The organism is Rhodoferax sp. MLSD5-FHT05B10 (assembly GCF_058793415.1).
On sequence record NZ_JBXAFT010000003.1, the window covers coordinates 175,512 to 187,908 of the forward strand.

The following is a 12,397-nucleotide window of genomic DNA, read 5'->3' on the forward strand; positions in this document are numbered from 1 at the left end:
GCCAGTGAATGCCGACACCGCACATTTCAAAGCCGTGTTCAGCCCTTTTTTCCACCCATGACGAGCAGCATGCCACCCACCACAATGGCGCCGATACCGGCCCACACGGGAATGTTGACCGTTTCCTTTTCCTTGACGGATAGCTCCAGGGGACCGACTTTGACGGCGGTAGTGTCCTTGGTATACGTGAAACCGCCGTAAAACAGCCCAAGCCCCCCCGCGACGAGTAGAACAACGGCGACCAACTTGGTTGCATTCATGGATTGATTCCTATCAGCGACACCAGAACCCCACCGCCAACTGCGGCCGGGAAAGTGTCATCCAATGCATTGAAACACAGTTTGGCGTTAGCGCACGGTGCGCACGCCCACCCCCAGCGCAGCCACCACGCTGAGCAGCAGCACCAGTGCTGCTCCCAGCAAAGTCGCACCGTACCAGCCCCGGTCCATGAACACGCCAAACACCAGGGGCGAGATGGCAAAACCAACGTCGAGCCCCGAGTACACCATGCCATAGACACGGCCCGTGGCGCCCTTGGGCGTGGCTTTCTTGATCATCATGTCGCGCGAGGGCCCGCCAATGCCCACGGCAAAGCCGGTAATGGCCAGCACCACCATGGTGGCCGTGGCGCCCAGCAGCCCGGTGCCGCACAGCGCCAGCAAGACGGCGCCCGCGGCCATGGCCAGTGCCACCACTCGGTCGCTGTTGACCACGCGCACGGCAATGAAACCACCCACAAACATGCCGAACGCGCCGCTGAGCATGTAGGCGGTGAGCGTGAGTGTGGCGGCCTCGAAACTGATGCCGTGCATGGCCTTGAGAATGGAGACCGAGAAGCTCTGCACCACCGCCAGCGTCATGGTGGACAGTAGGAAGAAGCCGAAACACCACCACACCACCGGCAGCTTCATGAAGGCCAGGTCGTGTTCCTTGTGGACCTGCGGGTCATGGCGCGCCACCTCGGTGCTCAGCTTGTCGCGCTGCAACACCAGCACGGCCAGTATGCCGGCGTACAACAGCGCCGCTGCCACATAGGCATGGCGCCACCCCACGGCCGCCCCCATGCCGGCAAAGAACACCGGCGCTGCGGCCCAACCCAGGTTGCCCGTCAGGCCGTGGGCACTGAATGCATAACCCAGGCGCGGAGCCGACACCCGCTGGTTGAGAATCGTGAAATCGACCGGATGAAACGTGGCATTGCCCAGCCCGGCCAGCGCGGCCACCAGCAGCAGGCCCGCGTACCCCGTGACCAGGGACGCCGCCACACAGGCGGCGACAAAAATCCCCTGCGCCACGAACAGCAAAGGGCGTGCGCCCAGACGGTCCACCACGAAGCCGGCGCCGGCCTGGCCCAGGCCCGAAACCACAAAGAACACCGTCATGAGCAGGCCCAGTTGCGAATAGCTCAGACCGAATTCCTGCATGAACACCGGAAACAGCAGTGGCAGCAGCAGGTGGCCGAAATGCGAACTGGCGTGCGCCAGCCCGACCAGCCCGATGACGGTGGCGTCGGTTTTGAGGGGGACGGGGATGGAGTGCGAGGCAAGTACAGCGGTCATGTGCCCATCGTAGCGGAGGCTGTTGTCGGGTGCTGCGCTGGGGGCATTCCCGCCATCACGGGGCTGCGGGTGCTCCTGGATCAGGACAGCAGGCCAAACGGGTCCTTGCGCTGGCCGTCATCAATGATCTGGCCCAGCTTGAAGATGCCGCTCACCCGCAAGGCGGGCGCACCGTCTGCCGTGACCAGGGCCTGGCCAAACAGCATGTTGCGGGTGGTGCGCAACACCTGGGCCTCGCTTTGCACCCAGGCACCCAGCATGGCAGGCCCCATGTAGTCCACCTGCAGGCTGATGGTGGGCAGAAAGCGCGAGGACATGTCTGCGGTCTGGTAGAAGGCGGCGCAGGGAATGACCATATCGGCAAAGGTGGCCATCATGCCGCCGTGGCACATCTTGAGCGGGTTGGTGTGGCGCTCCTCCACCCGAAAGCCCAGCAGCAGGCGCTCGCCGGTCCACTTGGCGTACAGCGGACCGTTGTTGGCGATGAAGGCGCCCCCCACCTCCACCATCTTGAACCCCTCGGGCACGCGCGCACCGGCGGCGGGGGATATGTCGTCAAAATTTCCGGGCGGCTGGCTGGGCGTCATATGCGAAGGGCTCGTGGTGGGTAGAAGCAATGATGCTAACCGCCCCCACGACCGCCCCCCGGTCCGATGCGTGACACCCCCCGGCCCTCAAACCTTGCGGAAACTGAACTGCCCTGGCGCCTTGATCGGGTCCACGCCCACGGCAATGGTGTCCTTGGGCGCAAAGGCGCCTTCGAGCAGCAGCTTGGACAGCGGGTTCTCGATGCGCTGCTGGATGGCGCGCTTCAGGGGCCGCGCACCAAACACCGGATCGAAACCCACCTTTGCCAGCTCGGCCACGGCAGCGTCGCTCACGTCCAGCGTCAGGTCCATCCGGGCCAGGCGCGCGGTCAGCACCTGCAGCTGAATCTTGGCGATGTCGGCAATGTGGTCGGCGCCCAGGGCATGGAACACTACGGTCTCGTCGATGCGGTTGAGGAACTCTGGGCGGAAGTGGTTCTTCAGCTCACCGGTCACGGCGTCCTTCACGTCCTCGTAGTCCTGCCCCACCATGCTCTGGATCAGGTGGCTGCCGATGTTGCTGGTCATCACGATGACGGTGTTCTTGAAGTCCACGGTGCGGCCCTGGCCATCGGTCAGGCGGCCATCATCGAGCACCTGCAGCAGCACGTTGAACACGTCGGGGTGGGCCTTTTCGACCTCGTCGAGCAGCAGCACGCTGTAGGGTTTACGGCGCACGGCTTCGGTCAGGTAACCGCCCTCCTCGTAGCCCACGTAGCCCGGGGGCGCGCCGATCAGGCGGGCCACGGAATGCTTCTCCATGAACTCGCTCATGTCGATGCGCACCAGGTGCTCTTCGCTGTCGAACAGGAAGCCGGCCAATGCCTTGCACAGCTCGGTCTTGCCCACGCCCGTGGGGCCCAGGAACAGGAAGGAGCCGGTGGGGCGGTTCGGGTCGGAGAGGCCCGAGCGCGAGCGGCGGATGGCGTTGGCCACCGCGCCGATGGCCTCATCCTGGCCCACTACGCGCTGGTGCAGCTTGTCTTCCATCTGCAGCAACTTGTCCTTCTCGCCCTGCATCATCTTGGACACGGGAATGCCGGTGGCGCGGCTGACCACTTCGGCAATTTCCTCCGCGCCCACTTGCGTGCGCAGCAGCTGGCGGGCGGCGCCATCGCCGTTCCTGGACTTGCCAGCTTCTTTTTCCTGCGCCTCTTTCAGCCGCTTTTCCAGCTCAGGCAGCTTGCCGTACTGCAGCTCGGCCACCTTGTTGAAGTCCTGCTTGTCGGTGTAATTCTTGATTTGCAGCTTGAGCTTTTCAATCTCTTCGCGCACCTGAGCACTGCCCTGAGCGGTGGCCTTTTCGGCCTTCCAGATTTCGTCCAGGTCGGCAATCTCTTTTTGGAGGTTCTTGATCTCTTCGTCAATCAGTTCCAGGCGCTTGCGCGAGGCCTCGTCCTTTTCCTTCTTGACGGCTTCGCGCTCGATCTGCAACTGGATCAGGCGGCGGTCGAGCTTGTCCATGACCTCGGGCTTGGAGTCCAGCTCGATCTTGATCTTGGAGGCGGCTTCGTCAATGAGGTCAATGGCCTTGTCGGGCAGGAAGCGGTCGGTGATGTAGCGGTTGCTCAACTCGGCCGCGGCCACGATGGCCGGGTCGGTGATGTCCACGCCATGGTGCACCTCATAGCGTTCCTTCAGGCCGCGCAGGATGGCAATGGTGGCTTCCACCGTGGGTTCGCCCACCAGGATTTTCTGGAATCGGCGCTCCAGCGCGGCGTCTTTCTCGATGTATTTGCGGTACTCGTCCAGCGTGGTGGCACCCACGCAGTGCAGCTCGCCGCGCGCCAGGGCGGGCTTCAACATATTGCCGGCATCCATGGCGCCTTCGGCCTTGCCGGCACCGACCATGGTGTGCAGTTCGTCAATGAAGACAATGGTCTGGCCTTCGTCCTTGGCCAGGTCCTTGAGCACATTCTTCAGGCGTTCCTCGAACTCGCCGCGGAACTTGGCTCCGGCCAACAGGGACGCCATGTCCAGGCTCAGCACGCGCTTGCCCTTGAGGCTGTCAGGCACCTCGCCGGCCACGATACGCTGGGCCAGCCCCTCCACGATGGCGGTCTTGCCCACGCCGGGCTCGCCAATGAGCACCGGGTTGTTCTTGGAGCGGCGCTGCAGCACCTGGATGGCGCGGCGGATTTCGTCGTCGCGGCCGATCACCGGGTCGAGCTTGCCCATGCGGGCGCGTTCGGTCAGGTCCAGGCAGTATTTCTTGAGCGACTCGCGTTGGTCTTCCGCGTCGGCACTGTCCACGGCCTGGCCGCCACGCACGGCGTCAATGGCGCTCTCCAGGCTCTTGCGCGTCAGGCCGTTGGCGCGGGCCACGTTGCCGATGTCGGCCTTGCTGTCGGCCAGCGCCAGCAGGAACAGCTCACTGGCCACGAACTGGTCGTTGCGCTTGATGGCTTCTTTCTCCGACGCCTGCAGCAGCGTGACCATGTCGCGCCCGACCTGGACCTGCTCATGGCCCTCGACCTGGGGCAGCTTCTTCATGGCCGCTTCGGCGGCCGCTGCCAGGCCTTGCACGTTGACCCCGGCGCGCTGCAGCAGGGCCTTGGGTCCGTCATCCTGGCGCAGCATGGCCAGGAGCACATGGGCTGGCTCGATGAACTGGTTGTCGTTACCCAGGGCCAGCGACTGCGCTTCGCCCAAGGCTTCCTGAAATTTGGTGGTCAGTTTTTCGATTCGCATGCAAATCCCTTAACGAAATGGTGAATTGCTTCCCATCTTGGGCGTTTGCACACGCATTTCAAGTGGGTTGGTGCACATCGGGCCAGTCTAGGCTTGCTCTTTGATACGCGTCAACAACCGATGGCCCAATGGGGCTTGCCGGGGGCCGATTTGTGCGCGTTTGGCACCATGAGGCCCCCGGCAAGCCCCATTGGGCAAATGTCACCCGGCGCGAGACACCGTTAACTCGCGTTAGGCGCCACGATGCCCCACTTGGCCAGCGCCGCGTCATCGCTCACGCGGGCATCGACCCAGCGGGCGCCCTCGGGCGTCTGTTCCTTCTTCCAGAAGGGGGCCTGGGTCTTGAGGTAGTCCATGAGGAACTCGCAGGCCTGGAAGCTCTCGCCCCGGTGGGCCGAGGTGACGGCCACCAGCACGATCTGGTCGGGCGGCTGCAGCAGGCCAATGCGGTGGATGACGCGGGCGGCGAAGATGTCGAAGCGGCGGTGCGCCTCGTCGATCATGGCCTCGATGGCCTTCTCGGTCATGCCAGGGTAGTGCTCCAGCTCCATGGACAGCACCTGGTCTTTCGCCGCCAGTCCGCCTTCGGACGCGGGCGCCGCATTGCGGTCACGCACCGTGCCGATGAAGCTGCAGACCGCACCCACCCGGTGGTCGTGGGCGCGCAGGACGGCAATTTCGGCCGCTACGTCAAAATCCGCCGTCTGGATGGAAACGCGGGGTGACGTCGCCATGGCTTATCCCCCAGTCACCGGCGGGAAAAATGCCACTTCAGCGCCCTCGGTCAGCGCCTGGGATTCGTCGCTGAGCGTCTGGTTGAGCGCCAAGCGCACCGACTTGCCGCGCGCCAGGGCCTCGGCGTAGGCATCGCCGCGGGCAATGAGTTCGTCGCGCAGCGCCGCCAGGGTGGTGGCCTGGGTGTCCAGCGACTCGCCACCGGTCCCCAGCGCCTCCCGGATGGAGGCAAAGTACTTCAGGTGCACCTTCATGCCTGCAACTCCGCGAACGAAACAAAGCGGACCATGTCCCCGGGGGCGATGGTGCAGCCGGGCGGGTTGTCCACCAGGCCGTCGCCCCACACCGCGGAGGTGAGCACGCCCGAGCCCTGGTTGGAGAACAGGTCCAGCCCGCCATTGGCATTGCGCCGCACCCGCAGGAATTCACGGCGTTTGTCCGACTTGGGCCAGGTGAAATCTGCGCGGACAGCTATGGTTTTCATAGCAACATCAGCCAGGGGCAACCCCTGCAGACGCTGCAGGAAGGGGCGCACCAGCACCAGGAAGGTCACAAAGCTCGCCACCGGGTTGCCCGGCAGGCCCAGGAAGTGGCAGCCGCCGATATGGCCATAGGCAAACGGCTTGCCCGGCTTGATGGCGATGTGCCACAGGTCCAGCGTGCCCAGCGTCTGCACGGCGGGCTTGATGTGGTCTTCTTCGCCGACCGACACGCCACCGCTGGTCAGGATGACGTCATGCGAAGCGGCGGCCTCGCGCAGCGCGTGCACCGTGGCCTCGCGCTGGTCGGGAACGATGCCCAGATCGGTCACCTCGCAGCCCAGGCGGCGCAGCAGTGCCTTCAGGAAGAAGCGGTTGGAGTTGTAGATGGCGCCAGGTGGCATGTCCTGCGGCGCCACGGTGCCGGGCATGACCAGTTCGTCGCCGGTGGAGAACAGGGCCACCCGGGGGCGGCGCACCACGGAAAGCGTGGCCATGCCCACGCTGGCCGCCAGCCCCAGCTCGGCCGGGCCCAGCAGTTGCCCGCCGGTCAGCACCACGTCGCCCCGCGCCACGTCTTCACCGGCGCGGCGGATGTTCTGGCCCAATTTGGGCGCGATATTGACCTGCACGCCGGCATCGTCCGGCAGCACGGTGCAGTCTTCCTGCATGACCACGGCATCGGCGCCCGGAGGCACCGGGGCGCCGGTGAAGATGCGCGCCAGGGTGCCGCGCTCCAGCGCCGTACCGTTCATGCCGGCGGCAATGCGCTGGGACACCGGCAGCTGCGCGCCGGGTATGAGCGCGTCCGCGCAACGCAGGGCATAGCCGTCCATGGCGCTGTTGTCCTGCGGCGGCACGTGCAGGCTGGAGACCACGTCCTGCGCCAGCACGCGGCCATCGGCGTCGGCGGTGGGCACCGACTCCACTGCCTGCAGGGGCACGGCATGCGCCAACAGGGTTTTCAGGGCGTCGTCCAGTGGCTGGAAGCTGGGGCGTGGCGGTGGGGTCATACCTGGACTCTCTATTTGCTACGATTTATATAGCTGCCTGCGCACCAACTGCGCGGGCCAGCGGCACTTTTCATGCCGAATGTGCGCATTCCCGTGCAATCAGGGCCTTGATAGCGGCCACGTCGGCCTCCATCACCTGCAACCGCTTGGGCAGGGCCTCGATGCCCTCGAACTTGGCCGGCCGCTCGGGCTCACGCCCCAGGGCCTCCACAATGGTTTCGGCAAACTTGATGGGCAAAGCGGTTTCCAGCACCAGCATGGGCACGCCCGCTGTCAGGTGCTCGCGCGCCACCTTCAGGCCGTCGGCGGTGTGGGTGTCGATCATCACGCCATGGTGCTGCCAGGTGGCACGGATGGTGTCCAGCCGGTTGGCGTGGGTGCTCTTGCCGCTGACAAAGCCGTAACGGTTGGCGCACTGTGCAAACACCGGGTCGGCGCTCAAATCGAAGCGGCCGTTCTTTGCCAGCTGGGCACCGAACAGGTCGGCCGTGCGGGCACCGTCGCGGCCCAGCAGGTCGAACACGAAACGCTCGAAGTTGCTGGCCTTGGAGATGTCCATGGACGGGCTGGAGGTCTCGTGCGTGTCGGCGCTGCCGCGCACGCGGTAGACGCCGGTGCGGAAGAACTCGTCGAGCACGTCGTTCTCGTTGGTAGCCACCACCAGCTTGTCGATCGGCAGGCCCATCATGCGGGCCACGTGGCCGGCGCAGACGTTGCCGAAGTTGCCGCTGGGCACGGTGAAGCTGACCTTCTGGCTATTGGCTTGCGTGGCCTGGATGTAGCCGGCAAAGTAATACACCACCTGGGCCAGCAGGCGCGCCCAGTTGATGGAGTTGACGGTGCCGATGCGGTATTGGCGCTTGAACGCCAGGTCGTTGGAGACGGCTTTGACCATGTCCTGGCAGTCGTCGAACACGCCCTTGACGGCGATGTTGTAGATGTTGGCGTCCTGCAGGCTGAACATCTGGGCCTGCTGGAAGGCGCTCATGCGGCCATGCGGGCTGGTCATGAAGACGCGCACGCCCTTCTTGCCGCGCATGGCGTATTCGGCGGCGCTGCCGGTGTCGCCACTGGTGGCGCCCAGGATGTTGAGCTCTTCGCCGCGGCGAGCCAGTTCGTACTCGAACAGGTTGCCCAGCAGCTGCATGGCCATGTCCTTGAAGGCCAGCGTGGGGCCGTTGGACAGGGCTTCCAGCCACACACCTTCTTCCAGGTGGCGCAGGGGCACGATCTCGCCGGTGCCAAACACCTCGGCGGTGTAGGTCTTCTCGCACAGGGCGCGCAGGTCGGCAGCCGGGATGTCGTCGATGTAGAGCGACAGCACTTCAAACGCCAGTTCGGCATAGCCCTGCTGGTGGTACACCGTGCGCCAGCGCGCCAAGGTGGCGTCGCTGACCTGCGGGTAGGACTCGGGCAGGTACAGGCCGCCATCGGGCGCCAGGCCTTCGAGCAGGATTTCACAGAAACGTTTGCGCTCGGGGGCGCCGCGGGTGCTGAGGTACTTCATCAGGCCAGCTCTTCCTTGCGAATGCGGGTAATGGGGGCCAGCACGGTGGGCAGGGCCTGCATCTGCGCCAGGGCAGCGTTCATCTTGGCCTCCACGCAGTCGTGGGTCAGGATGATGAGGTCGGTCTGGGTGGCGCCCTCGCCGCCCACTTCGTCGGCCTCGCGCTGCAGCACGGCATCGATGCTGATGCCGGCCTCAGCCAGGATGCCGGTGACCTTGGCCAGCACGCCGGCTTCGTCGGCCACGCGCAGGCGCAGGTAGTAGCTGGTAACGACCTCGCCCATGGGCAGGACCGGCAACGTGTTCATGGCCTGGTCCAGCGTGTGCGGCTGGAAGGCCAGGTGCGGGACGCGGTGTTCGGCATCGGCCGAGTGCAGGCGGGCAATGTCGACCAGGTCGGCAATCACGGCACTGGCCGTGGGTTCGGCGCCGGCGCCCTTGCCGTAGTACAGCGTGGTACCCACGGCGTCGCCCTGCACCACCACGGCGTTCATGGCGCCTTCGACGTTGGCGATCAGGCGCTTGGCCGGCACCAGGCTGGGGTGCACGCGCAGCTCGATGCCCTTGTCGGTGCGCTTGGTGATGCCCAGCAGCTTGATGCGGTAGCCCAGTTGCTCGGCGTACTGGATGTCGGCAGCACCCAGCTTGGTGATGCCTTCCACATAGGCCTTGTCGAACTGCACCGGAATGCCGAACGCAATGGCCGACATGAGGGTCACCTTGTGGGCGGCGTCCACGCCTTCGATGTCGAAGGTGGGGTCGGCCTCGGCGTAGCCCAGGCGCTGGGCTTCCTTGAGCACCACGCCAAAGTCCAGCCCCTTGTCGCGCATCTCGGACAGGATGAAGTTGGTGGTGCCGTTGATGATGCCGGCAATCCACTGGATGCGGTTGGCGGTGAGGCCCTCGCGCAGCGCCTTGATGATGGGAATGCCACCGGCCACGGCAGCCTCGAAGGCCACCATCACGCCCTTGGCGGAGGCGGCGGCGAAGATTTCGGTGCCGTGCACGGCCAGCAGGGCCTTGTTGGCGGTGACCACGTGCTTGCCGGCGGCAATGGCTTCGAGCACCAGCGCCTTGGCAATGCCGTAGCCGCCAATGAGTTCGATGACGATGTCGATGTCCGGGTTGGCAATCACGGCGCGCGCGTCATTCACCACCTTCACACCGGGGCCGACGACGGACTGGGCACGGGCCACGTCCAGATCCGCCACCATGGTGATCTCGATGCCGCGGCCGGCCCGGCGCTGGATTTCCTCCTGGTTGCGCTTGAGCACCTGGAAGGTACCCGCGCCCACAACACCAATGCCCAACAGGCCTACTTGAATCGGTTTCATAAATTTCTTAAAGGTTTACGCTTGCAACCCCCGCAGATACTGCGTGGACTGCTATCAAATTACTAGTCAATCAGTTGCTGTGCTGCTTGCGATAGGCTTCCAGGAAGCGGGCAATGCGGCTGATCGCCTCGCGCAGATCGTCTTCATGGGGCAGGAAGACGATGCGGAAATGCTGGTTGTCGGGGTAGTTGAAGCCCGTTCCCTGCACCAGCATCACCTTGGTCTCCTGCAGCAGCTCCAGGAAGAACTGCTGGTCGTTCTCGATCGGGTACATCACCGGATCGAGCTTGGGAAACATGTACAGCGCGGCCTGGGGCTTGACGCAGCTCACCCCGGGAATGGCGGTGATGAGCTCATACGCCAAGTCGCGCTGCTTGCGCAGGCGTCCGCCTTCGCACACCAGGTCGTCAATGCTCTGGTAGCCTCCCAGTGCCGTCTGCACGGCGTACTGCCCGGGCACATTGGCGCACAGGCGCATGTTGGTCAGCATGTTCAGGCCTTCGATGTAGTCGCGCGCGGGCTTCTTGTCGCCCGTCACCACCATCCAGCCCGCCCGGTAACCGCAGGAACGGTAGGCCTTGGACAGGGAGTTGAAGGTCAGCGTAAGCACGTCTTCGCTGAGCGTGGCGATGGGCGTGTGCCGCACGCCGTCGTAGAGCACCTTACCGTACACCTCGTCGGCAAAGATCACCAGGCCGTGCTCGCGTGCAACCTCCACGATGCCCGCCAGCAGGTCGTCCGAATACAGGGCGCCGGTGGGGTTGTTGGGGTTGATGACCACAATGCCCTTGGTGCGCGGCGTGATCTTGGCGCGGATGTCGTCCAGATTGGGCATCCAGCCATTGGCTTCGTCGCACAGGTAGTGCACCGGGGTGCCGCCCGACAGGCTGGTGGCCGCCGTCCACAGCGGGTAGTCGGGCGCGGGCAGCAGCAGTTCATCGCCGTAGTCCAGGAGCGCGTTGGTGGCCATCACGATCAGTTCGCTGGCGCCGTTGCCCAGGTAGATGTCATCCAGGGTCACGCCCTTGATGCCCTGCTTCTGCGTCTCGTGCATCACGGCCTTGCGCGCCGCAAAAATACCCTTGCTGTCCGAGTACCCGGCCGAGTTGGGCAGGTTGCGGATCATGTCCTGCTGGATTTCCTCGGGCGCATCAAAACCGAACGGCGCCATGTTGCCGATGTTGAGCTTGATGATCTTGTGGCCCTCTTCCTCCATCTGACGCGCCGCGTCCATGATGGGGCCGCGGATGTCATAGCAGACGTTGGCCAGCTTGGCAGATTTTTGAATGGTTCTCAAAGTCCCTCCGGAAGTCAGCAGCACAGGGCGAAACCTATAATTTGACCACAGTTCCGCGCCTAGCTGGTGCGGTGCAGCATTCAATTTTCACCCGGGCACCACCATGAAACTCCAGCCAGACACCATCCGGGGGCCCTCCATCAGCGGTTACGGGCCCGGATGGGTGGCCGTGAACGGCGAAAAAATCAGCTCCAGCATCGTCATCAGCGCGACCGGCGCCCGGTTTGACTGGAACTGCGCCCGGTTTGAAGACCTGCAGTCCAGCCACTTTGCGCAGTTGGCCGGGCTGGACGCCGAACTGGTCATTTTTGGCAGCGGCGAACGCATCCGCTTTCCGCAGGCCCAGTGGCTGCAAGCCCTGTACGCCCGGCGCATTGGCCTGGAAACCATGGATACGCAGGCAGCCTGCCGGACTTACAACTTCCTGGCCGGAGAAGGCCGGCGCGTCGTTGCAGCCCTTTTGTTATAAGCCCGGCAGCCCTTATAAGGCAGAAGACGGCTTTTCAGAGTAAAATCACGGGTTGCAGTCGAGGTGTGTCAGCGCTGTCACAGCTGGCACCCTCTGCTATTGACTGACACATCCAGCACGCGAGACTAAAACACCCTATGGCGATCGTTGTCAACAAACCCCTACCCGAATTTGAAGCCAATGCGACCGGTGGCATCAAGGTAAGCAACACCACCCACCTCGGGAATACCATGGTCTTGTACTTTTACCCCAAGGACAACACCCCCGGTTGCACGACCGAAGCCATGCAGTTTCGCGACAAATACAAGGATTTCGTGAAAGCCGGGGCAACCGTGTTTGGCGTTTCCCGCGACAACATGAAATCCCATGACGAGTTCAAGGCCAAACTGGAATTGCCCTTTGAGCTGATTGCCGATACCGAAGAAAAAATGTGCCACATGTTTGGTGTGGTCAAGAACAAGATCATGTACGGCAAGAAGGTCAAGGGTATCGAGCGCAGCACCTTCCTGATTGGCGCCGACGGCGTGCTCAAGGAAGAATGGCGCGGCCTGAAGGTCCCTGGTCATGTGGACGATGTGCTCAAGGCCGTCAAGGCGCTCAAGAAGGCCGCCTGACCCGGGCCTGTTGTGTTTTGGCACATGCTGCCACAATGGCGTTGTGATGCTCATGCATAATGATCCGATGCCGTTGAAGATCGCAACCGCGCTCCCTCAAAAAGCCGCCTTG

General features: G+C 64.0%; 12 protein-coding genes. 2 read left to right on the forward strand and 10 right to left on the reverse strand.

Translation table 11 applies throughout. The features are described 5' to 3' along the window. Positions 1-38 precede the first annotated feature (38 nt). From AC1Q5W_RS06000 to AC1Q5W_RS06045, 10 genes are all read right to left on the reverse strand, one after another. Positions 39-260, reverse strand: coding sequence for a hypothetical protein (locus AC1Q5W_RS06000; protein WP_492643229.1), 222 nt, complete (start codon positions 258-260; stop codon positions 39-41). Positions 261-347: 87 nt separating this feature from the next. Further along, the gene (locus AC1Q5W_RS06005; RefSeq protein ID WP_492643230.1) at positions 348-1,559 is read right to left on the reverse strand and encodes an MFS transporter; all 1,212 of its coding nucleotides are present in this window, start codon (positions 1,557-1,559) and stop codon (positions 348-350) included. An 80-nt stretch (positions 1,560-1,639) separates the two neighbouring features. Next, complete coding sequence (locus AC1Q5W_RS06010) at positions 1,640-2,146, reverse strand: PaaI family thioesterase (protein WP_492643231.1); 507 nt, start codon at positions 2,144-2,146, stop codon at positions 1,640-1,642. 87 nt (positions 2,147-2,233) lie between these two features. Further along, a complete protein-coding gene (gene clpB, locus AC1Q5W_RS06015; RefSeq protein WP_492643232.1) occupies positions 2,234-4,837 on the reverse strand; it encodes an ATP-dependent chaperone ClpB in 2,604 nt (867 codons plus the stop codon). Between the two features lie 221 nt (positions 4,838-5,058). Beyond that, positions 5,059-5,571, reverse strand: coding sequence for a molybdenum cofactor biosynthesis protein MoaE (locus tag AC1Q5W_RS06020; RefSeq protein ID WP_492643233.1), 513 nt, complete (start codon positions 5,569-5,571; stop codon positions 5,059-5,061). A gap of 3 nt (positions 5,572-5,574) precedes the next feature. Further along, complete coding sequence (gene moaD / locus AC1Q5W_RS06025) at positions 5,575-5,826, reverse strand: molybdopterin converting factor subunit 1 (RefSeq protein WP_492643234.1); 252 nt, start codon at positions 5,824-5,826, stop codon at positions 5,575-5,577. Continuing rightward, positions 5,823-7,064: a molybdopterin molybdotransferase MoeA gene (locus AC1Q5W_RS06030; RefSeq protein WP_492643235.1), complete on the reverse strand. Its 1,242-nt coding sequence runs from the start codon at positions 7,062-7,064 to the stop codon at positions 5,823-5,825. The genes moaD and AC1Q5W_RS06030 overlap by 4 nt, the downstream gene beginning before the upstream one ends. A gap of 70 nt (positions 7,065-7,134) precedes the next feature. Beyond that, complete coding sequence (gene thrC / locus AC1Q5W_RS06035; RefSeq protein ID WP_492643236.1) at positions 7,135-8,571, reverse strand: threonine synthase; 1,437 nt, start codon at positions 8,569-8,571, stop codon at positions 7,135-7,137. After that, complete coding sequence (locus tag AC1Q5W_RS06040) at positions 8,571-9,905, reverse strand: homoserine dehydrogenase (protein WP_492643237.1); 1,335 nt, start codon at positions 9,903-9,905, stop codon at positions 8,571-8,573. The genes thrC and AC1Q5W_RS06040 overlap by 1 nt, the downstream gene beginning before the upstream one ends. A 70-nt stretch (positions 9,906-9,975) precedes the next feature. Then, positions 9,976-11,202: a pyridoxal phosphate-dependent aminotransferase gene (locus AC1Q5W_RS06045; protein ID WP_492643238.1), complete on the reverse strand. Its 1,227-nt coding sequence runs from the start codon at positions 11,200-11,202 to the stop codon at positions 9,976-9,978. 103 nt (positions 11,203-11,305) lie between these two features. On the opposite strand from AC1Q5W_RS06045, the gene AC1Q5W_RS06050 reads away from it, so the two are divergent. Both AC1Q5W_RS06050 and AC1Q5W_RS06055 read left to right on the forward strand, forming a co-directional pair. Beyond that, positions 11,306-11,671 (forward strand): Mth938-like domain-containing protein, encoded by a 366-nt coding sequence (locus tag AC1Q5W_RS06050; protein ID WP_492643239.1) that lies wholly within the window; start codon positions 11,306-11,308, stop codon positions 11,669-11,671. Positions 11,672-11,808: 137 nt separating this feature from the next. After that, positions 11,809-12,285, forward strand: coding sequence for a peroxiredoxin (locus AC1Q5W_RS06055; protein WP_492643240.1), 477 nt, complete (start codon positions 11,809-11,811; stop codon positions 12,283-12,285). The last annotated feature ends 112 nt before the right edge of the window (positions 12,286-12,397 follow it).